The sequence below is a fragment of the Streptomyces griseochromogenes genome (assembly GCF_001542625.1).
GTDB classification, from domain to species: Bacteria; Actinomycetota; Actinomycetes; order Streptomycetales; family Streptomycetaceae; genus Streptomyces; species Streptomyces griseochromogenes.
The window spans coordinates 10,086,124-10,111,208 of the sequence record NZ_CP016279.1 but is presented as its reverse complement, the minus strand read 5'-3'; the positions used below and the strand labels follow the sequence as shown (position 1 = coordinate 10,111,208).

The 25,085-nt window shown below is 70.0% G+C and carries 26 protein-coding genes, 1 tRNA gene and 3 pseudogenes; 11 read left to right on the top strand and 19 right to left on the bottom strand.

Annotated features, from left to right (window positions below; genetic code table 11):
- Positions 1–64 precede the first annotated feature (64 nt).
- Positions 65–2,515, bottom strand: a complete 2,451-nt coding sequence (locus tag AVL59_RS44060) for a D-alanyl-D-alanine carboxypeptidase (protein WP_067318490.1) — start codon at positions 2,513–2,515, stop codon at positions 65–67.
- 181 nt (positions 2,516–2,696) lie between these two features.
- Between AVL59_RS44060 and AVL59_RS44055 the strand changes: the two genes are divergently transcribed.
- The 3 genes and pseudogenes from AVL59_RS44055 to AVL59_RS44045 all read left to right on the top strand — a co-directional run bounded on the left by AVL59_RS44055 (position 2,697) and on the right by AVL59_RS44045 (position 4,934).
- Positions 2,697–3,452 carry a GOLPH3/VPS74 family protein gene (locus tag AVL59_RS44055; protein WP_067315620.1) on the top strand — a complete coding sequence of 252 codons (756 nt, stop codon included), beginning with the start codon at positions 2,697–2,699 and terminating at the stop codon, positions 3,450–3,452.
- Positions 3,453–3,692: 240 nt separating this feature from the next.
- A pseudogene (locus AVL59_RS44050) lies at positions 3,693–4,551 on the top strand (helix-turn-helix domain-containing protein).
- 191 nt (positions 4,552–4,742) lie between these two features.
- Complete coding sequence (locus tag AVL59_RS44045; RefSeq protein WP_067315618.1) at positions 4,743–4,934, top strand: DUF397 domain-containing protein; 192 nt, start codon at positions 4,743–4,745, stop codon at positions 4,932–4,934.
- Between the two features lie 130 nt (positions 4,935–5,064).
- On the opposite strand, the gene AVL59_RS44040 is transcribed toward AVL59_RS44045, so the two are convergent.
- Together AVL59_RS44040 and AVL59_RS44035 are read right to left on the bottom strand one after the other, a co-directional pair.
- Entirely contained in the window at positions 5,065–5,571 is a 507-nt protein-coding gene (locus AVL59_RS44040; protein WP_067315615.1) for a glutathione peroxidase, read from the bottom strand.
- A complete protein-coding gene (locus AVL59_RS44035) occupies positions 5,568–6,581 on the bottom strand; it encodes an ArsR/SmtB family transcription factor (protein WP_067318488.1) in 1,014 nt (337 codons plus the stop codon). Before AVL59_RS44035 ends, AVL59_RS44040 begins: the two co-directional genes overlap by 4 nt.
- A 125-nt stretch (positions 6,582–6,706) precedes the next feature.
- Here AVL59_RS44035 and AVL59_RS44030 point away from each other — a divergent pair, with 125 nt between their 5' ends.
- The gene (locus AVL59_RS44030; protein ID WP_067315612.1) at positions 6,707–7,915 is read left to right on the top strand and encodes an MFS transporter; all 1,209 of its coding nucleotides are present in this window, start codon (positions 6,707–6,709) and stop codon (positions 7,913–7,915) included.
- Here AVL59_RS44030 and AVL59_RS44025 read toward each other — a convergent pair.
- Entirely contained in the window at positions 7,860–8,786 is a 927-nt protein-coding gene (locus AVL59_RS44025; RefSeq protein WP_079147282.1) for a slipin family protein, read from the bottom strand. The genes AVL59_RS44030 and AVL59_RS44025 overlap by 56 nt on opposite strands.
- Positions 8,787–9,022: 236 nt before the next feature.
- Here AVL59_RS44025 and AVL59_RS55375 point away from each other — a divergent pair, with 236 nt between their 5' ends.
- Positions 9,023–10,252: a M23 family metallopeptidase gene (locus tag AVL59_RS55375; protein WP_067315609.1), complete on the top strand. Its 1,230-nt coding sequence runs from the start codon at positions 9,023–9,025 to the stop codon at positions 10,250–10,252.
- 39 nt (positions 10,253–10,291) lie between these two features.
- Positions 10,292–10,813 (top strand): SMI1/KNR4 family protein, encoded by a 522-nt coding sequence (locus AVL59_RS52890; RefSeq protein ID WP_067315606.1) that lies wholly within the window; start codon positions 10,292–10,294, stop codon positions 10,811–10,813.
- A 32-nt stretch (positions 10,814–10,845) separates the two neighbouring features.
- Here the strand turns inward: AVL59_RS52890 and AVL59_RS55370 are convergent.
- The 3 genes and pseudogenes from AVL59_RS55370 to AVL59_RS44005 form a co-directional block, all read right to left on the bottom strand.
- Positions 10,846–11,001, bottom strand: a pseudogene (locus tag AVL59_RS55370) (D-2-hydroxyacid dehydrogenase family protein); the annotation flags it as partial.
- Positions 11,002–11,010: 9 nt separating this feature from the next.
- Positions 11,011–11,589, bottom strand: a complete 579-nt coding sequence (locus AVL59_RS44010) for a hypothetical protein (RefSeq protein ID WP_067315604.1) — start codon at positions 11,587–11,589, stop codon at positions 11,011–11,013.
- 45 nt (positions 11,590–11,634) lie between these two features.
- On the bottom strand, positions 11,635–12,423 hold the full coding sequence (locus tag AVL59_RS44005; protein WP_067315601.1) for an amidohydrolase family protein: 789 nt from the start codon (positions 12,421–12,423) through the stop codon (positions 11,635–11,637).
- Between the two features lie 98 nt (positions 12,424–12,521).
- On the opposite strand from AVL59_RS44005, the gene AVL59_RS44000 reads away from it, so the two are divergent.
- Entirely contained in the window at positions 12,522–12,953 is a 432-nt protein-coding gene (locus AVL59_RS44000; RefSeq protein ID WP_067315599.1) for a MerR family transcriptional regulator, read from the top strand.
- A 463-nt stretch (positions 12,954–13,416) separates the two neighbouring features.
- Here the strand turns inward: AVL59_RS44000 and AVL59_RS43995 are convergent, their stop codons facing one another.
- From AVL59_RS43995 to AVL59_RS43955, 9 genes are all read right to left on the bottom strand, one after another.
- Positions 13,417–13,644: a hypothetical protein gene (locus AVL59_RS43995; protein WP_067315597.1), complete on the bottom strand. Its 228-nt coding sequence runs from the start codon at positions 13,642–13,644 to the stop codon at positions 13,417–13,419.
- Between the two features lie 73 nt (positions 13,645–13,717).
- Positions 13,718–13,969: a PLD nuclease N-terminal domain-containing protein gene (locus tag AVL59_RS43990; protein ID WP_067315594.1), complete on the bottom strand. Its 252-nt coding sequence runs from the start codon at positions 13,967–13,969 to the stop codon at positions 13,718–13,720.
- A 130-nt stretch (positions 13,970–14,099) separates the two neighbouring features.
- A complete protein-coding gene (locus tag AVL59_RS43985) occupies positions 14,100–14,666 on the bottom strand; it encodes a DUF1700 domain-containing protein (protein ID WP_067315591.1) in 567 nt (188 codons plus the stop codon).
- An 11-nt stretch (positions 14,667–14,677) separates the two neighbouring features.
- Positions 14,678–15,031 carry a PadR family transcriptional regulator gene (locus AVL59_RS43980; protein ID WP_067315588.1) on the bottom strand — a complete coding sequence of 118 codons (354 nt, stop codon included), beginning with the start codon at positions 15,029–15,031 and terminating at the stop codon, positions 14,678–14,680.
- Positions 15,032–15,236: 205 nt separating this feature from the next.
- Positions 15,237–16,430 (bottom strand): PP2C family protein-serine/threonine phosphatase, encoded by a 1,194-nt coding sequence (locus tag AVL59_RS43975; protein WP_067315585.1) that lies wholly within the window; start codon positions 16,428–16,430, stop codon positions 15,237–15,239.
- A gap of 135 nt (positions 16,431–16,565) precedes the next feature.
- Positions 16,566–17,078 carry a DUF5994 family protein gene (locus AVL59_RS43970; protein WP_237281817.1) on the bottom strand — a complete coding sequence of 171 codons (513 nt, stop codon included), beginning with the start codon at positions 17,076–17,078 and terminating at the stop codon, positions 16,566–16,568.
- Positions 17,079–17,308: 230 nt separating this feature from the next.
- Entirely contained in the window at positions 17,309–18,283 is a 975-nt protein-coding gene (locus AVL59_RS50120; protein ID WP_079147280.1) for an STAS domain-containing protein, read from the bottom strand.
- A 319-nt stretch (positions 18,284–18,602) separates the two neighbouring features.
- Positions 18,603–19,169: a Uma2 family endonuclease gene (locus AVL59_RS43960; protein WP_067315582.1), complete on the bottom strand. Its 567-nt coding sequence runs from the start codon at positions 19,167–19,169 to the stop codon at positions 18,603–18,605.
- Between the two features lie 292 nt (positions 19,170–19,461).
- Entirely contained in the window at positions 19,462–19,860 is a 399-nt protein-coding gene (locus AVL59_RS43955) for a VOC family protein (RefSeq protein ID WP_067315580.1), read from the bottom strand.
- A gap of 93 nt (positions 19,861–19,953) precedes the next feature.
- Here AVL59_RS43955 and AVL59_RS43950 point away from each other — a divergent pair, with 93 nt between their 5' ends.
- The gene (locus AVL59_RS43950) at positions 19,954–20,943 is read left to right on the top strand and encodes a helix-turn-helix transcriptional regulator (RefSeq protein WP_067315579.1); all 990 of its coding nucleotides are present in this window, start codon (positions 19,954–19,956) and stop codon (positions 20,941–20,943) included.
- A 115-nt stretch (positions 20,944–21,058) separates the two neighbouring features.
- Here the strand turns inward: AVL59_RS43950 and AVL59_RS43945 are convergent, their stop codons facing one another.
- Positions 21,059–21,781 carry a hypothetical protein gene (locus AVL59_RS43945; protein ID WP_159400213.1) on the bottom strand — a complete coding sequence of 241 codons (723 nt, stop codon included), beginning with the start codon at positions 21,779–21,781 and terminating at the stop codon, positions 21,059–21,061.
- 57 nt (positions 21,782–21,838) lie between these two features.
- Here AVL59_RS43945 and AVL59_RS43940 point away from each other — a divergent pair, with 57 nt between their 5' ends.
- Positions 21,839–22,366 carry a hypothetical protein gene (locus tag AVL59_RS43940; protein ID WP_159400212.1) on the top strand — a complete coding sequence of 176 codons (528 nt, stop codon included), beginning with the start codon at positions 21,839–21,841 and terminating at the stop codon, positions 22,364–22,366.
- A 93-nt stretch (positions 22,367–22,459) separates the two neighbouring features.
- Here the strand turns inward: AVL59_RS43940 and AVL59_RS55365 are convergent.
- A pseudogene (locus AVL59_RS55365) lies at positions 22,460–22,685 on the bottom strand (hypothetical protein); the annotation flags it as partial.
- A 696-nt stretch (positions 22,686–23,381) separates the two neighbouring features.
- Here AVL59_RS55365 and AVL59_RS50105 point away from each other — a divergent pair.
- Positions 23,382–23,993: an MmpS family transport accessory protein gene (locus AVL59_RS50105; protein ID WP_079147279.1), complete on the top strand. Its 612-nt coding sequence runs from the start codon at positions 23,382–23,384 to the stop codon at positions 23,991–23,993.
- A 57-nt stretch (positions 23,994–24,050) separates the two neighbouring features.
- Entirely contained in the window at positions 24,051–24,581 is a 531-nt protein-coding gene (locus AVL59_RS43925) for a hypothetical protein (RefSeq protein WP_067315568.1), read from the top strand.
- Positions 24,582–24,904: 323 nt separating this feature from the next.
- On the opposite strand, the gene AVL59_RS43920 is transcribed toward AVL59_RS43925, so the two are convergent.
- Positions 24,905–24,977: transfer RNA gene (locus tag AVL59_RS43920), tRNA-Arg, on the bottom strand.
- Positions 24,978–25,085: the final 108 nt, after the last annotated feature.

Here is a 25,085-nt window from a genome sequence, read left to right as displayed (position 1 = left end):
TAGCACGCACCCCGCCGCGGGGCTCCGTCGGCGGGGTGCGCTGGTGCTGAACCGGGCGCCCGGTTCAGCCGAGGCGGGTCAGCTTGTCCGTGAAGCCGGGCTCGGCCAGATCCTGCTGGAGGGCCACCGGCACCTTCACGGCACCGGCCGAACCGTCACCCACGGTGAGCGTGCCGACCTTGGTGCCGGCCTTCGCGGTGTGCGGGACGGTGCCGGAGGCGAAGGACAGCTTGACCTTCAGGCCCGCCCAGCCGGGCATGGTGACGTCCTTGGTGATCGCGATCGGGGTCTGGCCGCCGAGCTGGTCGTCCACGTAGCCGACCACGTCCCCCTTCTTCAGGATCTTCGACGAGGTCAGCGCGTCCTGGGCGGCGGTCAGCGCGGTCCTGCTGACCGCGTTGACCGTGTCGAGGATCGACGTTCCCTTGTGCTGGCCGAGGATCGCGCCGACGATCGTCACGGTCTGCCCGCCGACCGTCTTGCGAGAGGCGAAGAGCAGGTTGCCGCCGGCCGCGGTGGTGCTGCCGGTCTTGATGCCGATCGCGCCCATCTGGAACGGCAGCTTGTTCCAGTTGGGATAGTTGTGGCCGGTGGGGTCGGTCCAGCTGGCCGCGCTGGTGATGGCGACCAGGGCCGGGTTCTTCACGACCAGGCGGCCGAGCTTCACCTGGTCCTCGGCGGTGGAGATGGTGGTCTCCTTCAGGCCCGAGGGATCGGTGTACGTCGTGTTGGTCATCCCCAGCTCCTTGGCGGTGTCGTTCATCTTCTTGACGAACGCCGCCTCCGAGCCCATGTCCCAGCGCGCGAGCAGACGCGCGATGTTGTTGGCGGAGGGGATCATGACGGCCGACAGGGCCTGCTTCTCGGTGACGAACTGGCCGGCCTTGAGGGTGTTGACGGTGGACTCGCCGCTCTTGCTGTAGCCACCCTCCTTCTCGGCCGTCGCGTCGATCTTGATCTTGGGGCCTTCCTCCCCCGGCTTGAGGGGGTGGTCCCTGAGGATGATGAACGAGGTCATGGTCTTGGCGACCGAGCCGATGGCCACGGGCGACTGCTTGCCGAAGTTGCCCATGTTGCCGATGCCGTCGCCGTCGATCCAGCCCTGGCCCTCGGCCGGCCAGGGCAGCTGCAGCTTGTCGCCGCCGAACGTGTAGCTGTCCTTGGCGGTCAGCGCGAGAGCGGGCGACGGCAGCGGGCGGAAGGTCTGTACGACCGCGAAGACGACCGCCAGGAGGAGGACCAGGGGGGTCCAGATCTTGACCCGGCGGACGAACGTGCGGACCACGGTCTCCGGGGGCGGAGGCGTGTTCGTCAGCTCGGCCAGCAGGTCCAGCGGGGGCTTGGGCGGAAGGGGCTGCTGGGTGGTGCGCTCGGGGCCGATCTGGGGGACGGCGGTGGTGACGTCCGGGTTCTTCAGCGGGACGAACTTGCTGCCGGCCGCCTTGAGGGTGGTGGTGGGCTGGTCGATCTTCCCCTGCGGGGCTTTGGGCGGCTTGGGCGTTACGGCCTTGATGACGGTGGTGGGCTGGTCGACGGGGGGCTTGGCCTTGGCGTCGGTCTTGTTCCCACCCGCACCACCCCTACGAGTCTCGTCGTCGGGTGCGGGTGGCCCCTGTATGCCTTTCCCGCCGCCGGCGGCCGACGGCTTGTCCCCGTCGGCACCCTTCGCCTCGCCCTCGCCCTCGGCCTTGTTCCCGCGGGCGGGGGTCTCGTCCCCGGCCACGGGGCTCTGCGGGCCGTCCTCGCCGTCGGCGGCTTCCGCCTCGGCCTCGCTCTCGGCCTCGGCCTTGTTCCCGCCCGTACGACCCGTGCGGGACTCGTCCTCGGCCGCGTCCTCGCCGTCGGCGGCCGACGGCTCGTCCGCGTCGGCGGCATGTGACTCGTCCGCGTCGGCGGCCGTCGGCTCGGCCTTGTCCGCGTCGGTGGTCTTCGTCTCGTCCTCGGCGGGAGCCTTTGCAACCGCGTCCGCGTCCGCCTTTGCGTCCGCGTTCGTGTCCGCGCCCGTCTTCGACTCCGCGTCGGTGCCGGCCGACGCGTCGGTGTTCCCCTCCGACTTGGACTCGGCCTTCGCATCGGCCTTCTCCTTCGGCTCGGGCTCCGCCGCGGGCTCGGGCTCGGGCTCGGTCTCCGCCTTCTTCTTCGGCTCGTCGGCCGCGGAGTCGGTCTGCGGCTCGGAGGCCTCGGGCTTCGCCGGCTTCTTTGCAGTTGCGTCGGCTTCGGGTTTAGGCTGCTCCGGGTCGTCCGCCGAGCGGACCCATGCCGAGACCGCCTCGCGGAGGTCGGCGTCCTCGTCCTCGCCCTTGGCGGACTTGGCGGCTTCCTTCACGTCCCGTACCGACAGGACCTTCGTCGCCGTGTCCACCGCGGCGCCCGAGGAATCCTTTTCGCGGGAGACGGTCAGACGCGGATCGAGAGTCTCGGGAACCGAACCCGCGCTCCCCGGCGTCGGTTCCGCCGACGACTCGTGCTGCTTCGACCTGTCGGGGGACTCGCCCGCCACCGATGCCTCCTCCATGCGCCGCACGCCCACGCGCGCGCCCTGTCCGAACCATGTACCAGTGTCCTGTGTGAGGGCTTGGCCCCTGTGCTAGACGAGAACGACATACCTACCGGTTCCCTCACGAACCGGTCACGCACCCTCGACAGACCAATGTGAGAGGGGTCACCCTGTCATTCATCCACGCGGGGAGGCATGGATGGGCAGGAGCCGCAGAACACTTCCGGAGGAGCTTCTGCTGCTGGCATTGGACCCGGCCACGGGTACCACTGCACAGCCGCAGTCGCTCGACCTCGGTCTGGCCGGAGCGCAGCTAGTGGAGCTGGCGCTGGCCGGACGGATAGCCCCAGACGGGGATCGTATCGCCGTGGTGGTACCACGGCCGACTGGAGATCCGACTTTGGACTGTGCGCTGGAGTTGCTGCGAAGGCGCGGCGCTCCCGTACGGGCGGTCCATTGGATCGGCGGGCCCCGACTGGGGCTGCGTCAGGTCTACCTCTCGCATCTCGAACGGTGCGGCATGGTTGCCGCCGTGCCGGGGCAGATGTGCGGAGTATTGCCGACGACTCGTTACCAGGCGACGGACACCGCCATCAGCCGGGAGATCCGGTCCCGGCTGGATTCCGCGATCCGCACCGGCGTACCGCCGGACCCGCGGACCGCGGCGCTCGCCGCCCTGGCACACGCCGTCGGCCTCGGCAAGCACCTGTATCCGGGGAACGAGGGGCGCTCGTCCCGGTCCCGGTTGCGGGATCTGATCCGGCACGACCCCATGGGCGGGCTGGTCGCGCATGCCGTGATGGACGTACAGAACGGCGCGGCGGCCCAGCCGCGGCGCGGTCCGGCCACGGCCGGCCGCCAGGCGGGGCCCGCTGTCAGGGCCACGGCGGAACCCGCACGCGGGGTTCCGATGCAGCCGCGCCGAGGGTCCATGGCGCGCGCCGTGGCCCACTGAGCCGCACCGTCGGCAGCAAGACCCGGTACGGGAGCCGCTGGTTCGAGCGGGGCGGTGAGACCCTCGTGGTCCCACCGCCCCGCTCGACCGCGTCCGGACCCGCAAATCCGTGCCCGAACTGACGCGTACGCGCCGCATATCCACGGTTTCCCAGCGGTAGAAACCACCTTGGTGGCAGTCTGCTCAACGGCAGATACACAAAGTGTCAGGTACAGGCAGGCAGCCGGAGGTGCACGTCCCGTGGCGTCCAATGTCAATCCCACCGTCAGGCGACGCCGGCTGGGCCAGGAGCTGCGCAGGCTCCGCGAGCTCAAGGGCATGACGGCCGAAGAAGTGGCGGAGCGGCTGCTCGTGTCGCAGTCGAAGATCAGTCGGCTGGAGAACGGCCGCAGAAGTATCAGTCAGCGCGATGTGCGCGACCTGTGCGGGGTGTACGAGGTCGAGGACCAGCGGATCGTCGACTCGCTGATGGAAATGGCCCGGGACTCGCGTCAGCAGGGCTGGTGGCACACGTTCGGGGACATCCCCTACAGCGTCTACATCGGCCTGGAGACGGACGCCGAGTCGCTGCGGGTGTACGAGCCCCAGCTGGTGACGGGACTGCTGCAGACCCGCGCCTACGCGGAGGCCCTGGTGCAGGGCGCGTTGCCGGAGACGTCGACGGCGGAGATCGAGAAGCGCGTGCAGGTGCGCATGCGCCGACAGGAACGTATCACCGCCGAGGGCACCCCCCCTGCGGCTGTGGGTGGTGCTGGACGAGGCGGCGCTGCGCCGGGTCGTCGGCAGCAGGCTGGTGATGCGGGAGCAGCTGGAGCATCTGATCGAGATGTCCCAGCTGCCGCACGTCACCGTGCAGGTGCTGCCGTTCGAGGTGGGCGCGCACCCGGGGCTCAACGGGCAGTACGCGATCCTGGAGTTCACCGACGCGGCCGACTCCAGTGTGGTCTACCTGGAGGGCGTCACCAGCGATCTGTACCTGGAGAAGGCGCAGGACGTCCAGAAGTACGCCGTGATGTACGAGCATCTGCGGGCGCAGTCCCTCAATGTGGAGCAATCCCGGCAATACATTTCCGATGTGGCGAAAACCTACGCCGATTGAACCCGGCTCCACAGGAAGCGCCGGATCGTACACCGTTGTTCCGCTTCAACGGAAGGCCCACCCGGAATATGCCATCCGCTTGAGTGAACGACTACTCCAGCAAGGGCGGTTGCCCGGTAGCGTCGATCACGCCAATCAGACAACAAGGTTGGCGTGAACCGCACCACCAGCAACTCGCAACAGGAGTGGACATGGCACTGATTCAGGGCGCTTCGGAGACGTGGATGAAGTCCTCCTATTCCGCGGGCAACGGCGCCTGCGTCGAGGTCAAGTCGCCCACCACCGCGGAACTCGCCGTACGCGACTCCAAGGTCATCGAGGGTCCGGCCCTGGCCTTCCCCGCCGACGCGTGGAACGCCTTCGTGGCCTCGGTCAAGGCGTAGGGAGCCTTCTCTGACGCTCCCTCGTAGGCCCGTCCGACGACAACTGCACAAGCACCACCCCCGCAGAGCCCTCTCGACGAGTCGCCGTCCTTGCCGAGGGGGCTCGGCTCTCTTCCTACGGGGCGATCGGCTAGGCCAGCTGCTTCTCGATCGCGGCGACGACCTCGGCGGACTCCGGCTCGGTCTGCGGCGAGAAGCGGGCGACGACCTCGCCGTCCCGCCCGATCAGGAACTTCTCGAAGTTCCAGCGGATGTCACCGCTGTGGCCCGCGGCGTCGGCGAAGCCGGTCAGACGCTCGTACAGCGCGTGCCGGCCCTCTCCGTTCACCTCGACCTTCTCGGTCAGCGGGAAGGTCACACCGTAGGTCGCCGAGCAGAACTCGGCGATCTCCTCGGCGGTGCCGGGCTCCTGCCCGAGGAACTGGTTGCAGGGCACCCCGAGCACGGTGAAGCCCTGCCCGGCGAATCGCTCCTGCAGCCGCTCCAGACCCGAGTACTGGGGGGTCAGGCCGCACTTGGAGGCCACGTTCACGATGAGCACGGCCTTGCCCGCGTACTGCGGCAGGTTCGCGGAGCCGCCCTTGAGGGCCCCGATCTCGGTGTTCAGTACAGAGCCGTTGTGGTCATGAGTCGTCATGGTGCGGATGCTAGCCCCGGCGGGTTACGGCCCAGGGCCACGGGCCCCTTTCCGGCCTCCAGCAGCACCTGGCCCGCCGCCGTCCGGGCGTAGAGCACCGACCGCCCCGCGCGCCATCGCCGCACCAGCCCCGCCTCCCGCAGCACCTTCAGATGCCGGCCCACCGAGCCCAGCCCCTGCCCGGTGATCGCGGTCAGCTGGGTGGTGTTCATGGGAGAGCCGAGGAGCACGAGGACCGCGGCCCGGGCGGGCCCGAGCAGCGCGCCCAGACTCTCGGGCACGGCACGCTCACCCTCACCCGCGAGGACGCCGTCGCAGGCATAGACCACGGCGTACCGCTCCCCCTCCTCCCAGGCCACCCACCCCGTCCGCTGCGGGGTCACCGGCACCAGGAGCAGCTCGGCGCCCGAGATCTCGCGGGGCGGATACTCGTGCAGATTGACCTGGAAGCGGTTGTCCCCGAGCCACCGCGTCCCACCCGGCCGCAGAGAGTCCAGCACGCTCGCCCAGCCGCCCCGGCTCACCTGGGCGGTCCGCGCCATCACATCGGCCTCCAGCACCCGCCGGCGCCGCTCCCAGTACGGCCGCACCGTCTCCTGCCACACCCACTCCAGCAGTGCGGCCGCGCGCTCGGGCAGGTCGTCCCGGTCCAGCGCGGCCGGGAGCGGTCCGGCGAGGGAGAGGCGCAGATGGGCACGGGCGGCGGCGGGTCCCACCGCGCGCACCCGGGCGACCTCGTCGGCGAAGCCCTCCCCGGCGCGGGGCGTGGGCGTGAGGAAGTCGGCGATCCAGTCCCGGCCGAGTCCCGCCCGCACCAGGCGGGCCGTCACCGGGTCGGCCGCGAGTCGTGCCCGGTAGCCGGGCAGATGCGCGCGCAGCCACTCCCGCTCACCGGGATGCGCGCCCTGCCCCGAGTGCAGCAGTTTCAGGCTCGCGAAGGTCTCGGCGAGCGGGGAGAGGACGAACCGGCTGCGGGCCAGGGTGTCCGCGTTCAGCTGCCACCAGCCCACGGCACCCTCCTCCCGCGGCCCTTCCGCGATCTCTTCGGTGATCTCTTCATCGACCGCTTCCGCGACCTTTCGCACGACGGCGAAACGATAACGGGGCCTGCCGGGCCCGTCCGAGACTCCGGGGCATGCCCAGTCACCGATCCACGCCCGGCTACCGATCCCTGTTCCGCGTCCCGGAGTTCACCCCGCTGTTCCTCGGCGCGGCCGTGCAGACCGCGGCCCAGACGGTCGGCGGACTCGCCCTCGGAACGCTCGTGTACCGGGCGACCGGCTCCCCGCTGCTGTCGGCGGTGAGCATGTTCGGCCCGTCGCTGGCCCAGATGCTGGGCGCGACCTTCCTGCTCTCCGGCGCCGACCGACTGCCCCCTCGCACGGCCCTCGTGGCCGTCTCACTGACCTTCGCGGCCGGTACGGCGGCGCAGGCGCTGCCCGGCCTCGCGACCGGCGCCCTCTTCACCGTCGTCCTGCCGCTGGGCCTGGTCGCCTCACTCGGCGGCGGCATCCGCTGGGGCCTGCTGAACGAGATCCTCGCCAAGGACGGCTATCTGCTCGGGCGTTCGCTGTTCAACATGATGAGCGGTCTGGCGCAGATCACCGGGTATGCCACCGGCGGCGCCCTGCTGACCGCCCTGTCGCCGCGGGCCTGTCTGCTCCTCGCGGCAGCCCTGTATCTGACGGCCGCGCTCGTCCTGCGCCTCGGCCTCGGCCGCCGCCCGCCCCGCGCCACCGGCCGCCCCTCCCCGGCGGCGACCTGGCGCACCAACGCGCTGCTGTGGTCCGCCCGCCCGCGCCGCCTCACCTATCTGGGCCTGTGGCTGCCCAACGGGCTCGTCGTCGGCTGCGAGTCGCTCTACGTGTCGTACGCCCCCGACGCGGCCGGCACCCTGTTCGCCTGTGCGGCGCTCGGCATGTTCGCCGGGGACGTGACGGTCGGACGGCTGATCCCGGCCGCCGTGCGGCCCCGGCTCGCGACGCCGCTGCTCCTTCTCCTGGCGGTGCCGTACCTGCTGCTCGGCGCGCACCCGCCGGTGCCCGTGGCCGCGGTGTGCGTGACGGTGGCCTCCGTCGGGTTCGGGGCGAGCCTGGTCCAGCAGGAGCGGCTGATGAGCCTGACGCCGGACGAACTGGCCGGCCACGCCCTGGGATTGCACTCGGCGGGCATGCTGGCGCTGCAGGGCGTGAGCGCGGCGCTGGCGGGCTCGCTGGCCCAACTCGTCACCCCGGCCAGGGCGATGGCCGGGATGGCGGTGGTCTCGCTGGCGGTGACCGGCTCGCTCGTTACGGCCGGCCGTCGTTCTCCTGCGGCTGCTGTTCCGGAACGCTCTTCGCGATGAGGTCGGCGGCGAGGTTCAGGGCGCCCTGCGCGCCGGAGCCCTCCACGGCGGGCTGCTGCCCGCCGGTGAGCTGTGCTTCGCCGTTCGGCGCACCGGCGTTCTGGGCGCCGAGGTTCGCGGCCGCGCGGTCGAAGTACCGCAGCAGTTCGACGGGGAAGGGCATCACGAGCGTGGAGTTCTTCTCCGCCGCGACCTCGACGACGGTCTGGAGGAGACGCAGCTGCATCGCCTCGGGGGTGTCCGACATGATCCTCGAGGCGTTGGCGAGCTGCTGGGCCGCCTGGAACTCACCGTCCGCGGTGATGACCCGGGCCCGCCGCTCCCGCTCGGCCTCGGCCTGCCGCGACATGGACCGCTTCAGCGACTCGGGCAGCTGGACGTCCTTGATCTCGACGCGGTCGATGTGGATGCCCCATCCCGCGGCCGGGCTGTCGATCATCAGGGCCAGCCCCTCGTGCAGCCGCTCCCGGTCGCTCAGCAGATCGTCCAGATCGCTCTTGCCGATGATGGAGCGCAGGGAGGACTGGGCGACCTGTCCGACGGCGAAGTGGTAGTCCTGCACCTCGATGGCGGCCCGCACCGGGTCGGTCACCCGGAAGTAGACGACGGCGTCCACCTTCACCGACACGTTGTCCTTGGTGATGCCCTCCTGCGTGGGCACCGGCATGGTCACGACCTGCACGTTCACCTTGCGCATACGGTCGGCGAACGGGATGAGGAAGGTGATCCCCGGCTGTCGGTGGCCCGGCAGCGCCTTCCCCCACCGGAACACGACCCCGCGCTCCACCTGGTTGACGACCCGCATCCCGCTCTTCAGCACGAGCAGGGTCAGCACGGCCACGATCACCGCTGCGACGACAGTGCCTTCCATGGCACTCCATTCTCCGGCGCGACTTTCATCCGGTTCCCGGACAACGGGGAGGACATCATCGCAGGGGCCGTCGGATGCGGGCGTGACGTCAGGGATGCGTAAAGAAACCGGCACGGAACGATCACCGCCGGCCCTGCGCGAAGAACCCCGCTCTTTCTCTGATCGTCTTCCAGTCGGCCGCGCGGCGCACCTCGCGGGCGGCCGACCGCCGCACGAGCCGGAACCATGGGGGACACATGAAGGATCCGAATCCGACGCCCGGGGCGGTCGCGCCCCCGTCCGCGCCTCCGGAGGCCGGAATCCTGACCCGCTTCCTCTCGGAGGATCCGGCCGTCCGGGCCCGTCTCGCGCCGGGCGTCGCGGAAGCGGTCGGCGCGGACCGGATGGAGCAGATCGTCCAGGCCACACTCGCCCGCACCGGGACCCCGGTGACCGTCACGGACAGTCCCGACGGCCTGATCGTGGGCGGCCCGCGGGGCAAGGTCCGTGCCTGGGCCCAGCAGTCCGGCGACGGCGAGGAGATCACCGGCCTGCTGCTCGAAGGAGTCCTCTACAAGCCCCCGGCCCGCCGCGGAAACCTCCCGGATTCCGTCCCCTGGCTGGTGTACCTCCTCCTGATCGTCCTCTGGAACGCCCTCACCATCTGGACGGCAGACGACCGGGCTTCGTGGTGCGCGGGCATGGCCGCCCTCGCCGCCTTCTTCGTCTTCGTCGAGGGCTACGGCGCCCCCAGGCAACAACCCCGGGTCCGCTACCGCTCCGTCCGGGCGGTCGCCCTCGTCTCCCTCTTCTCGGCCTGCCGTCTGCCGTCCCTGCCGTCCGGGCACTTCACCCCGGCCCTGGGCGTCGCCCTGGTGCTGCTCGCCGCAGGCGTGTGCGTGGTGGCCATGGCCCGCCTCCACCACTGGAGCAGCCCGGTGTCCCAGCCCCTCCGCTTTCCCCTGGAGGGCACCTGGTACGTCGTCCAGGGCGGCGGCCGCCTCATCAACCACCACGTCGGCGCCCAGGAACAGCGCGGCGCCGTGGACCTGTGCGCCCTCGGCCCCTACGGCACCCGCACCCGCCCCGGCGACGACCTGACCGCCTACGCCGCCTACGGCCGTCCCGTCCACGCCCCTTGCGACGGCCGCGTGATCTCGGCGGTCAACACCCTCCCCGACCAGCGGCCCGGTGAGCTCCGCTACCAACCGGTCTACGGCAACCACGTCTTCCTCGACACGGGCCACGAGATCATCAAGCTGGCCCACCTGCGCCCCGGCTCGGTCACCGTGAAGCCGGGCGACGTCGTCGAGGCGGGCCGGCTCCTCGGCGAGGTGGGCAACAGCGGCAACTCGACGGAGCCGCACCTGCATCTGCACGCCGAGCGGGACGGGACGGGGCTGGATCTGCGGTTCAGCGACGTCAAGGGGCGGCTGTACCGGGGGCGCAGGATCAAGGGCTTGCCCGGGCACAATATGGTCCCGTAGCCCGGCGGACGGGCGGACGGCCGCGGAGGTGGGCGAGGGATGACCGAGGACGAGCTGATAGAGGCGGTTCGCGCCGCCGTGGCCGACCGTGACCTGCCTCCTCCCGCCGCACCCGCGGACGTCGTCGGGGCCGAGCGGGCGATCGGCTCTCCGATGCCGCGGCTGCTGCGGCGCCTGTATCTGGAGGTCGCGAACGGCGGCTTCGGTATCTGGCCGTGTGTCTCGCTGACGGACACCGGACGCTGGTACAGCGACGAGCGCGACCTCGTCGAGGCTCACCGTAACTTCGTGTCCTCCCTCGGTGATCCCGGCTTCCCGCCCGCGCCGCCGAGCGTGGTTCCGCTCATGGACCGCGGCTGCTGCATGTGGACCCTGATCGACCTCGCCACCGAGGACGGCCGCATCTGGGACTGGGATCCCGACGAATGCTGCGTACTGGTCCCCACGACGCTGTCACTCTCCCAGTGGCTCACCGGCTGGCTGGAAGGCTGGGTCGTCGAGGGACCGTACGACCACTTCCGCACCCACGACGCGAACTGCCCGAGCGGGCAACGGCGCTGAGTTCCGCACGCCCGCTCTCGGGACGGTCGGCGGAGGACCCGGACCGGGGAGCCGTCGAGGTAGGCCTGGATGTCCTCGACGGCCTGACCGTAGTAGCGCTCGTAGTCGGCGCGCGGCACGTAGCCCAGGTGCGGGGTGGCCAGCAGGCGCGGCGCGGTGCGCATCGGGTGGTGGGCGGGCAGCGGTTCGGCGACCGCTCACTCCAGGAAGGAGGACCAGAACGGGATCGTGGCGTACCGATGGCCCTCGGGCGTCGGCACGGGCCGGCCGAACTCGTGGTGGAAGTAGTCGACCAGATCGGTGCCGTAGTAAATGATGTCCGTCTGGTACATCGACAGCACCGGCGTACCCGTGCGGTCCGGATCTGCCAGCAGATACCGGTGGGAGTGGATCGGCACCATCACCGGGACCCCGGCCAGGTGCGTGCGAGCCACCTCCAGGGCGTCCTGCGTGCCGGCCGGCCGCGCATCCCAGTCCGTGAGCCAGAGACCGTTGTGCTCCACGTCGAACAGCACACCGTCCACCGGCCAGGCCAGCCGCTCGGCCAGGTCCTCCGGATCGCCGTCCCGCCAATCGGGCCAGCTGCGGCCGGTCGGCAGGCCGGCGCCCAGGAGCGTGCGGTGCTCCGGAGCGAAGCGGAAACCCCAGCGCTCCTCGGCGAGATCGAGTTCGCGCTCGCTCATGCCCGGCTCGACCTCGACCAGGGCGGGGAGCATGGCGAGCAACGCCTCGGCGCCTTGCGGGGTCAGCGGGTTCTCGGGACTGATCGCGGTCATGGGCCGATCTCACCACTTCCGCCTTCGTTTGTCGGCAGCGGTCGGTCAGGCGAGCCCGAGAAGCCGCGCCGCGGTTCCTCCCAGCACCTGGTCGCGGACCTCACCGGGGCCGGTGACCCGCTCGACCGTGGCGCGCGCGAGTGCCGGATCGCCGTAGGGGGCGTCCGAGCCGAACAGGGTACGGTCCGGTATCTCCTTGACGGCCAGCCGGACGGCGAAGATCACGTTGGCCGTGGACAGCTCCAGGAACATGCTGGGCGTGTCCCGGACCAGCTCGATCGCGTCCATCCAGTGCAGGCCCCCGAGCTGGCTGATGACCAGAGGCACGGACGGATACGCGCCCGCCAGCCGCGCCAGGGTCCGCAGGTCTTCGGCCGTGGTCGGCGCGAACCCGTGGACGACCACGGGCAGTCCGCCGTGGTCGGACGCCGCCCGCATCACGGGTTCGACGAGGTCTGCCCGCCCAGGTGGCGGCGTCAGTTCCCCGATCCCCCGCAGACCACACCCGACCACGTCCCGGTCGACCACCTCGGCGACCTGGTGCGGCGCCAGATCCAGCGGCACGCTCCTGAAACCGATGAAACGATCCGGATGGGCGCCGAGCGCCTCGTCCAGCTCCCGCCACGCGGCCCGGTACCCGTCGACTCCGCCCGCCCGGCCTCCGATCGCCTCGTCCAGCACGGCCATCTCGCGGCGCAGCGACTCGAGATCGGTGGCCCGTTCCGGATGCGGCCGCGTTCCGAAGAGCACCGCTCGGTCCACCCCGGCGTCGTCCAGCAGCGCGAGGTGATCCTCGACCGGATCGTGGACATGGCTGTGCGCATCGATGATCATCTTTCTCTCCCCACACGAAAGCGGTCGGCCGGGAATGCGACCGGCCGGTCCAGCGTTGCGCCCTGACACCGTTGGAAGGTCAAGCCGAAGGAGAGGCCGTGCTGATCGGGGAGCTGTCACGACGCACCGGAGTCAGCGAACGCCTTCTGCGGTACTACGAGCGCGCCGAGCTGATCCGGTCCCAGCGGCGCGCCAACGGCTACCGCGACTACGCCGAGGAGGCGGTCGAGACCGTTCGGCACATACGCGCGCTGCTCGCCGCAGGCCTGCCCACGCGAGTCATCCGCCAAGTCCTTCCCTGCTCCGTCGACGGCACCACCCTGCGCCCTTGCCCCGGCGTCCTGGACCATCTGCGCGCCCAGTTGGACACCCTGGACCGCCGTGCGACCGACCTGGCCACGGCCCGCGACCTGCTGCGCCGAACGATCGCCGCGACGCACCGCGCGGCAATTCCCGAGCAGACGCGCATGGGGCTGCCGGAGGGGCGCTCATCCACGGACCTCGGCCAGCCGAGGGTGCCGACTTCGTAGGGTGTGCCGCGGGTGCTCGAAATTCATCCCAGCGCCTGCGTCATCGTTGTGTGTCCATCGGCGTGAACGCGGCGGAGCGGAGCGATCCGGCGCCGCCTGCAGCGCTGCCGAGCCGGCCTGACCGACTCCCTTCCGGAATGCCTACGGCGTCCCGCCGAGCGGGGGCCGGGCGGCGTGTGCGCTCGATGCACAGGAAGAGTGCACGCTCTGCTAACGACCTGACCGGCCCCCACGGGTGACAGTGGGTGCAGGGCATCCCAGCGCCTTCAGCGGCAGGACGCGCACGCCATACGGGGCATCGGCCACCTGGCACGGCGCCGTCGACGGGGGAACTGAAGCGCTGGGATGCCCTCTTGGCGGCCCTGCCGCTCCGCGGCCACGGTGAGCCGTCGCCTTCCGCCGCTTCCCTTCGCGAGGCGGTCAGGACTGCCGCCCCGAAGCCCTGCCATGCCTGGTACGGACACTAGCCCTTCTTCTGTTTGTACAGTTCGAGGTCCCTGTTGACGAACAGATGCACATAGCCGCAGTTCCAGCAGATCAGGCCGGTTGCCGACTCGTTCGCCCATCCCAAGCTCATGAACTCCATGCCGGAGCTGTTGAGCTTCACCTCACGGTCCCTGAACAGGTCACCCTGACAGAAGTTGCACTTGATCCACACGCCCCCGAGAGCCGCGCGAACAGGCTTGGCCATGCCTCCACCTTTCCTATGAGCCGCCGCAGCGGCGAACCGTCCCGCACACAGACTGCGTGGTGCGCTCCTGGAATCAGGCGACACTTGGCCGGCGCTGGGCGTTACGGCGACCGATGAGGAACCAGAGCAGGCTCCCGAGGTAAGGGGCTATCAAGGCGAAAGCGAGCCAGCCCAGCCTCTTCCCGCCGGTGAGGTCGGACCTGACGATGCTGAGCAGAGCGCCGAAGAACAATGCGAGAGCGCTGAGGGTCACAGCAGCTCCTGCGCCGGTGATCATGATGTCTCCCTGGGCCAGGGCTACCTGGGGTGCGAGCTGTGACTGCATCGTTCTCTCCTCTTGCTGCGGGGGGATTCTCAGAGTTGGTCGGCCGGGCTGGACGTGTGGTGACCGGTGGTGAGGGCGAGTGGCGCACCAGGTGTGTGGGTGGAGGTGATCGGTGGCAGGTAAGCCCCGCTCACGCCGGGCGCCTCGCCGCCCGCAGCAGATGGACACCGGCGGCGACCGGGAGTGCCACGACGGCCAGGGCGAACGGGACGAACAACGCTCCGACGCCGAGGTTCACCGCGCCCGCGGGGATCACCCACTGCGACGCCGCGAACAGCGGCGGCACGAGGGCGGCCGCCGTCGCGATCGCCTTGTCCCGGGTCCGCCACAGCGGCGCGACCCACAGCCACCAGATCGCGCCGATCAGGGCCGGGACACCCAGCACGGGTCCGAAGACCGTCAGAGGGCCGGTCACCGCCAGCAGCCCCAGCAGAGCGAGGGTGCGTCCTCGGCTCGCGTGCGGAGCGGGGAGCTCCTCGCCGAGTGCGGTGGCCGCGATCGTGCGCGGGTCACCGAGGCGGGCGAGCACGGTGCGGATCTCGTCGTCACCGGAGGCGGACTCCTCCGCGAGAGCCACGGCGATGTGCTCCTCCAGGTCGGCCAGCAGCTCGTTGCGGCGTTCCGGGCCGAGCCCGGCCGCCTCCCGCGCCACGGCGGCCAGGTACTTCTTCACCAGGGGGTGGTCGATGATCGTCATGGTGGTTCCTGTCAGTCGGTGATGAAGTGGTCGACCGCGTCGCGGAAGTGCGGCCAGATGGCGGTGAACTCCTTCAGCGCCGCATGCCCCGACGGCGTCAGCTCGTAGTAGCGCCGGGGCGGCCCGCTGGGGGACTCCTGCCAGCGGGTCTCCACCAGCCCGTCACGGCGCAGCCGTGACAGCAAGGGGTAGATGGTCCCCTGGCTTGTGACCATGCCGTTCACCGACCCGAGGGTTTCGAGCAGCTCCACGCCGTAGCGCGGTCCCTCCCGCAGGATCGCGAGCACGCAGTACTCCAGCACTCCCTTGCGGAGCTGGCTCTCCGCCTTGCTCGCGGTGGCCTTACCTGCAATGTCAGGTTCCATGCATTGCACAGTACCTGGTTATCTCCGGACGTCCAAAGGCGGACACGGCACCGGAGGCCGCGCACGCCGCGATGGCTCAGGCCGTCCGGGCCGACGACGTCACCCAGGCGGAACGGATTCTCATCGGCACCGGAAGCGCACAGGTGCCGCCGGACTGACGAGCGAGCCGTGGCCGGCGGAGCCGTACCGCACGAAGGCGGTGAGGTCAGCCGCGCCACTCCACCAGGAGCAGAGTCGCGTCGTCCGTGGTGTGTCCGCCCCGCGCCCGCTTGAGCGTGTGGGACAGGGAGCGCGCGACCGCCCGGATCCCGCGGCCGGTTCTGTCCAACTGGTTCACCCAGTCGATCAGCTGGTCCTCCCCGAACTCCTCCTCCCCGGTCTCGTGCTCCTCGATCAGTCCGTCGGTGAAGCAGAGGAGGCGGTCCCCCTGCTCCAGCTTCATCTCGCTCAGCTGCGGCTCCAGACCGCCGAAGCCGACAGGGAGGGTCGTCGGACCGGTCAGCCGGAGCGCGACGCGATGATCACGGACGAGCATCGGTGACGGGTGTCCGGCGTTGACCCACTGAAGATGTCCGGTCGTGGTGTCCAGCTGCAGCATCTGCGCGGTGACGAAGTGCTCGGGGCCGAACTGCTCCGCCACCGCGCGGTCCATGAAGGCGTAGATCTCCGGCAGTCCGGTGCCGGCGCGGCGGGCGTGGCGGTAGGCACCGATGGCCACGGTGGCCATCGTGGCCGCGTCCAGTCCGTGCCCCATCGCGTCGATCATGGCCACGTGGAGGACGTCTCCGTTGAGGGCGTAGTCGAAGCTGTCACCTGCCACGTCATAGGCGGGTTCCAGGATCCCGGCCACGGCGACCCGAGGCATGATCATCGCCAGCGGCGGCAGCAGGGACCACTGGATCTCCGCGGCGACGCTCATGGGTTCACCGCGTCGGACACCGAAGAAAAGGTCGGAGTAGGCGTGCTTGGTCATCAGTAGGTCGGCCACCAGGCCGGCGATCCTGCGCAGGATGCGGCGGTCGTGGTCATCGATGCTGTCGAACGTCACTGCCATGACCCCGACCTGGTCGCCGCCGTCCAGCAGCGGCAGGTGGATGCGCACGCCGTCGTCTTCGGGCAGCTCGACGGGGTGGGCGTCGAGAAAGCAGCGGCCCGCCTCGGAGTCGTCGATCATCTGTGGTTCGCCGTCCGTGAGGCCGTCACCGGGCAGGGGTACCAGCAGAAGCTGTCCGTAGTCCTGCAGCAGCACCTGTGGTCGGCGGCCCCCGAGTCGCTCCATTACGTCGGCGACCACGGGACCGATGAGATGGGGCGGCAGTTCCTGCGCGCGATCGAGGACCTCGCCCAGCAGAGCTTCCCCGAAGCTCTCGGAGCGGTCCGCGCGCCGTCCGGCCGTCATCTCCTCACCCGCCATGATCCGCGCCGATCGGGGTGGCGGGCCGGGACGACGAAGGGGCAGCCAGTGTCATCGCTCCATCCAGGGTCTTCGACGCCTGGTACGGCCGGTCACGTGGGCCCGACCGCATCGGGCCTCTCACCTGAGCCCTGGGCCTCCTTCTGACTCCCATGTGTCTTGTCCGTCGAGGCCGTTCTCGACGAGTGCCAGCAGGCGCGGAGCCGACAGCGGGTTCCCGGGGTCGGCGGCGGCGGACAGCAGCCGCATAGCCGCTCCGGCCGGCTCGTCCGGTGGGATCACCAGCAGTTCCCAGCGTCCCACGGTGCCACAGTCCACGGTGATGGCATGCGCCTCGGCGGTGAGGTCGGTCAGGACCACCTCGATCACATGCCCTGGCGCCATCACCTTCTGCGGGGCATCGGGCCAGGCGGCGGTCCCCACGGTGACGTGGGTGACGGTGCCGACGCTCGGATCCAAGGAGCCGACCAGCGCGGGCAGCTCCAGTTCCAGTGCGTCGCAGCGCGGCCACCACGCTCCGTCCAGCGGGCCGTGGCTGACGTCCGGCGTGAGGTTCAGCCGGGGCAAGGGCATCCGGTAGGTGTGTGCGTCACCCGGGGTCGTACCTTCGGCGGGCTTGGTGATGGCGTTCATCGTGCGATCCCGTCCCGGGCGGCTTCCGGCTGCCCGTGTCTGCCACTCGCCGGGAACGGCGCCGCCGTGGTCGTGCGCCCGAAAGCTCTCGGTATGTGTCAGATTACTCCCGGCTGTGGGGGGACGGCGCGGCGCGCGGCCACCGCCCGCAGATATGTCCGTACGGCAGACGACGGGTGGAGTGACCCCACCGGCCGGTACGGCCGCCGGCCCATCGCCCGTCTGCTTGATCATCGGCCTTCCGGGGACAGCCCTTCCACAAGCAGGATCAACACGCAGGGGGCGACAGGACCGGGCAGCCCGACGACCTCTCCCATGTTCTGCCAGCCCCAGTTCGAGAACGCGGCTTGTCCCGCCCGGTCGGCAGGATGCAGCAGGGCGACTCCGAGGGAGGCGTGCAGGACTGTGAGCAGACGCTGCTGCAGACGACGGGCGATGTCGCGGTGCTGAGCGTGCGGATGGGCCACGACCTGGGTGAGGACCACGAACCGGGCGTGGGAAGTGAGCCGTTGGATGCTCTCCTGGAGCGTTCCGTCGAACCCCCGGCGCCCGGAACTGTCAGGGCCCACCGGAAAACCGAAGGCGCAACCGACCAGCACCGTCGTCTCGGCGAGCAGCAGCGCGAAGCCGGGGTGGTGGGCACTGACCGCCAGGCAGCGCAGGACGTCTCCACGGTTGTGGCACGCCTCGCCGGAGGTACCCGCGACGGATTCCGCGGCCAGGTCGGCGATGTCCTCGCGCATACCCTCGGCCTGCCAACGGGTCAGCCGGCGAAGGCGGATGCCGTCCTTGAGGACCGGCTGACCCGGCCGACGAGCGGGCTCCTCGGGCGCCCGCGTCCCGGTACTCCTGAGGTCGCCGAGCACGGCGGCCGGCACGGGACCCCCGGGGGCCGCAAGAAGCAGCGAAGCAGATCCGGTGACTGCGAGGAGCTGGGTGATCTGCGCGCACGGGTGGTGCAGCAGCAGGGAGGCGTGTACCCGGCCGGCGCGCCGTGACGCCGACAGGAAGACGTCCAAGCCTCTGGCGTCGCAGGAGCCGACCGTGGTCAGGTCGATGTCGATGACAGTGACGCCGTCCAGCAGACACTGCTCCAATGCGGCCCGCAGCAGCGGTGTCGTGGCCGGTCCGATGTCACCGGCAAGCGTGACGAGCGTCCGCTCCCCTCGGTTCCGCCGATGGATGTCCAGCCGGGAAAGGACCATCACGCCTCCCCTCGGCAGGGGCCCGGGCCGGTACGGGTATGCGGTGCCGGCGCAGCGACGCAGAGCTTGCGCGGAGTTGCTTCGACCGCGGCGGACATGATGCCGACCCGTCTCCGCGCCGACCACTGAGGGCTGGGGCGGCCCGGATTCGTCTCTCGCCGAGGACGACCCGGCGTGGCGGCCGGAATGCGTGAAGCCCTCGGTACTTCAACCGTACGCCGCCCACAACCGGGGGCGGCTGCGGCAGCGCCGAGGCCGTCGTGGCCGATGATCAAGGTAGGCAGACGTAATCCTGCGGCCGGGCTGATTTACGTGTGGGTCAGATCTGGCCGAGGTCGATCTCCAGCGGGAAGGGGGCCGCTGCCTTGAGGACGCCGGCGAACACGTCTCCGTCCCGGTAGGTCTTCGTCGCGGGATCGAGAACGTAGGTGTACACGAGAGGAACGCCTGTCGCGGCCTGCTCGATCCTCCAGTAGAAGCCGATGCCTGCCTTGGCGTACTGGTCGACCTTCACGATCCGGTCGGTGGTCTCCGAGCCTGGAGACACCACCTCCGCGACCAGTAGCACGTGCTCAGGGCGGGTGGGGGTGATGTCGATCGTGTCTGCGCGGTACACGACGACGTCCGGGCGGCGATTGGTGAGAGGGACGTCCTGAAGCCGGACGTCGAAGTCCGTGTCGGCGTTCCACTCCGGGCCCGAGGCGGCGTCCAGGACGTTCGCCAGGATCCGGGCCAGCCGGTTGTGCCGCTTGGAGGCACTCGGACTCACGACGACCATCCCGTCCACGATCTCGATACCGGCGCACTGCTCCTCGGACCAGGACTCGTACTCCTCCGCCGTGATCTGTTCATGCATCCATGCCGGGGCCATCATCTCGGCCGTCATGAAGCACCTCCCAGACACTGTGCTGCGGGCCCGATCCCGCTGGATTCAGCGTACTGTCTGCCGTCCGTCCGGCATGCTGATCTCGCTCACGCCCCTCCCCGTCGGCCGGCATCCGACCAGCGAGCCCACGACAAGCTAGAAACCGGCGTCGGCCTGCGGAACGTCCGGGTCGGCAGCCGCGCCTTCGTCGAGGGACGGTACGGGCGTTCACCTTTCCGCTCCGGACCCGGCCCGGCACCCTGCTGATCGCCGGGGGATCTCAGGGCTCCCGCCTGGGCGGCTGTGCGTGGCGTCAGCGTGCGAACTTTTCGATGGCCGCTGGGGTGACGGGCGTGAAGAAGTTGACGAGGTTGCCGTCGGGGTCGCGGAACAGCAGCGACCGGTTGCCCCAGGGCATCGTGGTGGGCTCGGTGACGAAGTCGGTGACGAAGCCGGTCAGGTTCTGGTGAACGCGGTCCACGTCGTCGACGAGGAACTCGGTGATCACGCTGTGGTTGTCTGCCGGGCGGGCAGAGCCCGGGGCGAACAGCGGGACGGTGCGGGTGCCGGCGATCGCGAGGGTGGCGCCCGCGGTCTTGAGTTCGGCGAAGTCCTCGGTGGCCCACGTCGCCGGCACCTCGGTGGCTCGCTCGTAGAACTCGACGAGGCGCGCTACGTCGCTGGTGATGATGCGGATCGAGACGAAGTCCATGGGGATCTCCTTGGCTGTGCTGGAGGCGTGCACGTCGCAGGCTAGGAGAAATAGTGGACAGAATCGGTCCTGTATTCGAGCTAGGCTGCGAACATGCCTCGACCCACCGGCCGCGTGCTGACACTCCTGGAGCTGCTGCAGTCGGGCGGCACCCGGACGGTGGCCGAACTCGCCGACCGGCTCGGCGTCGAAGGGCGCACCGTGCGGCGGTATGTGGAGCAGCTGATCGACCTGGACGTGCCCGTGGAGTCGGTGCGCGGCCGCTACGGCGGGTACCGGCTCGCCCCCGGGTACCGCTTGCCTCCGCTCATGCTCAGCGACGACGAGGCGCTGGCCGTGCTGCTCGGCCTGGTCGCCGGCCGCCGAGCAGGGTTGACGACGACGGAGCGCACGGCGAGCGAGACGGCATCGGCGAAGATCCGGCGGGTGCTGCCCAAGCGCATCGCCCGTCGGCTCGACACACTCCTGGAAGCTCTCGCCTTCACGGATCAGCTCGATGATTTCGACACCCCGGATGCCGAGCTCCTGCTCACCATCGCCGATGCGGTGCGCCACCGCCGACCGGTCTCGATCCGCTACACCGACCGCGACGGACGGCGCAGCGAACGCACGCTGCACGCGTACGGGATCGTCGCCCATGCGGGCCGGTGGTACGTCACGGGCAAGGACGCCCGGATCGGCGAGGACCGAACCTTCCGGCTCGATCGCATCGCGGACGCGAGGACCCTGCCCGGCTCATTCGAAGCGCCCGTGGGTCCCGGTCCGGCACAGCGCGTATTGTCGGGGTTCGCCAGGGCCGAGTACCGGCATGAGGTGACCTTGCGGATCCACGGGACGGTTGAGCAGATCCGCGCCCACCTTCCCGCCGGCGTCGCGAGCCTGGAAGAGTACGCGCCCGTGACGGGCGAGGACCGGGCGACCGAGCGCTGGCTGCGCGTCGAGCTGCGGGCGGAGCGGCTCGATTGGTTGCCTCCGGTACTCGCCTCACTCGACCGGCCGTTCGTCATCGAGCGCCCCGCCGAACTGCGCGACCTCGTCATCGCGCTCGCCGATCGCCTCGCGTCCTACGCCCGCCGAGCCTGACCGCGAGGAACCAATGTCATGCGCCGTGCTGGTGTCGTAGGCGCATGCTGTGTCGCTGTCGCTGTCGCTGTCGCTGTCGCTGCCGGGCGACGAGGCCCGCGTGTCCCGGGCCCGCTCAGCCCACGGCACGCAGCAGTTCGGCGAAGCGCGTGCCGCTGATGGCGTCGGGTGCCGCGGTGACCGATGACCCGTCACGGAAGGTCAGAGCGACGTGTGGCTCCTCCTTCCCCTTCGCGCTGCGCGCTGTGGGGACGGTCAGCACGGACGCGATCTCACCGGGGGAGTACTGGACCAGCGGATACAGCGGGGCGCGATCGCCGTACGCGTAGCCGAGGACCAGGACCCTGTGGTCGGTCGCGGCCATGACGAAGTCACCGCTGTAGGCGTCCAGTTGTCGGATCGCGAGGGTCAGTAGGACCAGCCGCGCGGCCATGGTCGACCAGTCGGCGCGCCGGTCGACGGCCATGTAGTCGGTGATCTTGTCGGGCACGTACCACAGCGCGTCGGAGAGTGAGTCCGCGAGGACCTCTCCGGCCGTCTGGAAGGGATTCATGGCCAGGTACGCCCATCCGGCGGCGCGCGCGAGGCGCGACTCCCCGTCCCGCTCGGCGGGCGTGGGGGCGATTGGCGGCAGGCGTGGGATCAGGCGGTCCGGGGGTACGGGGGTGGCGACCAGGCGGGCCTGGGCGGTGCCGACGAGGGTTTCGCCCGGTGCGAGGAACGCCGTGACGCCGTCGGCTTGCTCGGCAAGGCGCCGCTGTCGTAGACGCTCGATGTCCTCGCCCGTCACACCCAGCAGCCTGCGGATCATGCCCATGACCGACAAGGTTATCGCCACGGCCGCAGCCGAAGAGCCGGGCGTTCCCGCCGCCGGCACAGGCCCTAGCCTTGCGCGGTGTCCTTCTTCTCCAGGCGCCGCAAGGTCCATCTGTCGAACCACCGCACGGTGGACAGCCCCTTGGGGCCGATACGCATCAGCTACAGCAACTGGCCCGGGGTCATCGTGGCGGTGCAGTCTCCGCAGATGCCGATCGTCACGGTCCTGCCCGACCGCGACATCGGCGCCATGGCCATCAACAAGCAGGCGATCCCCTGCGAGAAGGCCGACCGCAACGGCTGGAACCCGAGCCGCAAGGCCCAGACCCGTACAGCCTTGGTGGGGGATCGCGCCTACGAGCTGAGGCCCACCGGGTTGCGCAGGGCGCAGCTGAGCCGTAATGGCGAAATCCTCGCGAATGCGTGGGGAAGTTGGCTGGCTTACAGCCCGTTCCGTGCGTTCCCGGGGTTGGGCGCCAGGCTGAGTTGGGCCGGATGGGCCGACGCGACGGACGTGGCGATCGGTCAGTCCATGGTGGTCGCCTACGGCGCCGGCGCACCTGGCGCCATCGCGGCGTTCCTGGGGTTGCTCAGCGGAACTGACTGACGACACGTCAACTCCGGGTCGGGCGCGGTACGCTCGCCGCGGCGGGCCTCCGCCCGCCCGGCACCGAGCGGCCCGGACCGGCGCGCCGTCGGCTCAGGGCATGACCCGCGCCAGGTACGGCGCCGTGGCGCTGTCCGCCGCCCGAGCCACCCGCAACGGCGGACCGGCCGCCCCGGTCACCGCCGCCGGGGCCCAGGTCGATCACCCACTCGCCGCCGGCGACCACCGCCATGTCGTGCTCGACCGCCACGACCGTGTGGCCGGCGTCGACCAGCCCGCGCAGCCGGTCCATCAGCACCTCCACGTCGGCGGGGCGCAGCCGACCTGACCATCGGCACCGTCCACATCAGCGAACAACTCGTCGCCTCCTCCTGCGACGCCTGGGAAGACATGCCCAAGAGCGGCTCTCCTCGGCCACGGCAGCTACTCCCTGACGGCCGACACCTACACCTCGGTGTTGCCTCAGTTCGAGAAGGCTGAGACCGAAGCTCCGGTCGCCCTGGTGCCGCGAGCCGGGAAGCAGCAGGAGCCGCCTTCTGGCCCCGAGGCGCCCAGCGATGAGCGCGGAGAGACGGCCGCCCGACGGCTTGTTCCCATTGCGTTCCCATCTGACGTAAGAAGGCCCTCCGTGATCGTCACGCCGGCCACTGGTCACTGGCGCCGCCGCAACGGACACCGCGCCGGCGTCGAGGGCGCCATCTCCCCAGCAGTCCACGCGTCCGGGCAGATCCCGCTACCGCAGCCTCGTCAAGACCCGTCCGCAGCACCACCTCACCGGCGCTGCCATCAACCGGGCGCGACTCGACGCCTGGCTCACCGGCCACCCCTCGCCCTCACCCGCATCTCATCCCTCCGCAGCAATCCGCGCAGTCAGGGCCTTCGTTGCGGGGCAGCCGGCCGTGCACGCCTGGCCCGTTTACCACGATGGGGTGAATCCAACAGGTAAGCGGCAACCGCACGACATATTCACATGTCACACATTTTGCTTTCGACAGCGGACACCTTGGGGGGACCCGTGAGTAACCAGCAGCCGCAGCATCCCGGATGGGCCGGCCCGCAGCAGCCCTACGGCCAGGCCCCCCACGGCCAGCAGCCGTACGGGCAGCCGCCGTTTCAGCCGCAGCAGCCGAAAAAGGGACCCGGCGCAGGGAAGGTCATCGGTCTCGGCTGTCTCGGCCTCGTCGGCGTGGCCGTCGTCCTCGGCATCGCCGCCGCGGCCGTCAGCGGCAGCGGCTCGAACGACTCCAGCAGCAGCGCCTCGAAGTCCACGACCGGCAACAAGACGGCCGCCGGTGCCAAGGACGACAGCAAGAAGGCCAGCGCCCCGAAGACCGTCGTCTTCAAAGTCTGGGGGACCGCCCCGGCCGGAGCGCTCGGCGGTCTCGACATCAACTACGGCTCCGACAGCGACACCCGCAAGGGCGTTTTCAAGAACGGCAAGTTCGAGGCCACCCTGCCCCTCAAGAAGGGGGCGATGTACTACACGCTGAATGCCCAGCTGCAGGGTTCGGGGGACATCAACTGCAGCGTGACCGTGGACGGACAAACGAAGTCCGGGCACGCGTCGGGCGGCTACAACATCTGCGATGCCCAGCTCAGCAGCGACTTCACCGGCGGCTGGCAGTAAGAGGGCCCGGATTCCCGGCCACCCATCCACGAACCGAACAACTGCCCTGAGGGAACCATGACTGGCGCCAGCCCGCCACCGATGCCGCCGTGCAACCCGACACCACCGGCGAAGAAGTCCCGCACCAACCTGATCATCACGGCTTCAGCCGCCGCCGTCATCGCGGCGGTCATCGGCACCGGAATGGTCGTCATGCACTCCAGCTACGGCAGTAAGCCGGCCGCGGCCGCCAGGCCGAAGGGCGGCGCCACGGAGACACCGACCCCCACGCCGTTGTACGGCGAGGTGACCGCCGACAGCTTCACCATCGAGCTGAGAACCACGAAACGGCAGTGTTTCGGGACGGCCGGCTGCAATGTGACGGTCGAGCCGGACTTCACCTACCTGGGGGACAGCGAGGGCATCGACCCGGACGCCGTCTACGAGATCACTTACGAGATCCACGGCGACGAGTCCGGCCCGGTCATCGAGACAGCCGAGCTGTCGGACCGGACGAGCCTGAACTACACGCCGTCCGTGATCAGCACTGCTTCGGCGGGCACGAATGTGTCCGCCGAGATCACCGACGTCACAGCCCAGGGAGGATGAGGCGTCGAAGGCCAGGTGTGTAGCGGCGTTGCTTCCCGGGGCGCTCGATGCCGTTGGTCAACCCCGGCCCTCTCCGGCCGACGTCGCGCAAGGCCCCGAATTGACCAGCAGCGCCCCTGGCAGCGTGCGGGGGTTGTTCGCGTCTGAAGTGATCTGCGGTTTCCTCTGACCGTTCAGGCGATGCTCAGTAGGTCGGCACTCGTGGTGAGAGTGCATCCACCCGTAAACGAAGATGTAGTGAGAGAGGGGAAGTGACCCAAGGAAAAAGGCCCCGGACCCTCCCTGACCTGGGATTTCCGGGGCCTTAGTCCTGCTCACTACTGTGCCCCCGGCAGGATTCGAACCTGCGACACCCGCTTTAGGAGAGCGGTGCTCTATCCCCTGAGCTACGAAGGCCTGGCACTCGGTCCACAGGGTACCGGATCAGGGCGGTGTGGTGGGGCTGAGGCTTGATGCCCGCGGGATCGTGGGCAGTTCTGCCGTGATCTCGCGGATGCTCCTCAT

What these genes read in the sequence shown, in the direction of transcription:
- AVL59_RS43985 (WP_067315591.1), bottom strand. Translation starts at nt 14,666, where the DNA reads ATGACGATCATCGACCACCCCCTGGTGAAGAAGTACCTGGCCGCCGTG.
- AVL59_RS44040 (WP_067315615.1), bottom strand. Translation starts at nt 5,571, where the DNA reads ATGACGACTCATGACCACAACGGCTCTGTACTGAACACCGAGATCGGG.
- AVL59_RS43980 (WP_067315588.1), bottom strand. Translation starts at nt 15,031, where the DNA reads ATGGAACCTGACATTGCAGGTAAGGCCACCGCGAGCAAGGCGGAGAGC.
- AVL59_RS52890 (WP_067315606.1), top strand. Translation starts at nt 10,292, where the DNA reads ATGACCGAGGACGAGCTGATAGAGGCGGTTCGCGCCGCCGTGGCCGAC.
- AVL59_RS44005 (WP_067315601.1), bottom strand. Translation starts at nt 12,423, where the DNA reads ATGATCATCGATGCGCACAGCCATGTCCACGATCCGGTCGAGGATCAC.
- AVL59_RS43960 (WP_067315582.1), bottom strand. Translation starts at nt 19,169, where the DNA reads ATGACGGCCGAGATGATGGCCCCGGCATGGATGCATGAACAGATCACG.
- AVL59_RS55375 (WP_067315609.1), top strand. Translation starts at nt 9,023, where the DNA reads ATGAAGGATCCGAATCCGACGCCCGGGGCGGTCGCGCCCCCGTCCGCG.
- AVL59_RS43950 (WP_067315579.1), top strand. Translation starts at nt 19,954, where the DNA reads ATGCCTCGACCCACCGGCCGCGTGCTGACACTCCTGGAGCTGCTGCAG.
- AVL59_RS44010 (WP_067315604.1), bottom strand. Translation starts at nt 11,589, where the DNA reads ATGACCGCGATCAGTCCCGAGAACCCGCTGACCCCGCAAGGCGCCGAG.
- AVL59_RS44030 (WP_067315612.1), top strand. Translation starts at nt 6,707, where the DNA reads ATGCCCAGTCACCGATCCACGCCCGGCTACCGATCCCTGTTCCGCGTC.
- AVL59_RS43990 (WP_067315594.1), bottom strand. Translation starts at nt 13,969, where the DNA reads ATGCAGTCACAGCTCGCACCCCAGGTAGCCCTGGCCCAGGGAGACATC.
- AVL59_RS44060 (WP_067318490.1), bottom strand. Translation starts at nt 2,515, where the DNA reads ATGGAGGAGGCATCGGTGGCGGGCGAGTCCCCCGACAGGTCGAAGCAG.
- AVL59_RS50120 (WP_079147280.1), bottom strand. Translation starts at nt 18,283, where the DNA reads ATGGTCCTTTCCCGGCTGGACATCCATCGGCGGAACCGAGGGGAGCGG.
- AVL59_RS44045 (WP_067315618.1), top strand. Translation starts at nt 4,743, where the DNA reads ATGGCACTGATTCAGGGCGCTTCGGAGACGTGGATGAAGTCCTCCTAT.
- AVL59_RS43955 (WP_067315580.1), bottom strand. Translation starts at nt 19,860, where the DNA reads ATGGACTTCGTCTCGATCCGCATCATCACCAGCGACGTAGCGCGCCTC.
- AVL59_RS43970 (WP_237281817.1), bottom strand. Translation starts at nt 17,078, where the DNA reads ATGAACGCCATCACCAAGCCCGCCGAAGGTACGACCCCGGGTGACGCA.
- AVL59_RS43925 (WP_067315568.1), top strand. Translation starts at nt 24,051, where the DNA reads ATGACTGGCGCCAGCCCGCCACCGATGCCGCCGTGCAACCCGACACCA.
- AVL59_RS43995 (WP_067315597.1), bottom strand. Translation starts at nt 13,644, where the DNA reads ATGGCCAAGCCTGTTCGCGCGGCTCTCGGGGGCGTGTGGATCAAGTGC.
- AVL59_RS44025 (WP_079147282.1), bottom strand. Translation starts at nt 8,786, where the DNA reads ATGGAAGGCACTGTCGTCGCAGCGGTGATCGTGGCCGTGCTGACCCTG.
- AVL59_RS44055 (WP_067315620.1), top strand. Translation starts at nt 2,697, where the DNA reads ATGGGCAGGAGCCGCAGAACACTTCCGGAGGAGCTTCTGCTGCTGGCA.
- AVL59_RS43975 (WP_067315585.1), bottom strand. Translation starts at nt 16,430, where the DNA reads ATGACGGCCGGACGGCGCGCGGACCGCTCCGAGAGCTTCGGGGAAGCT.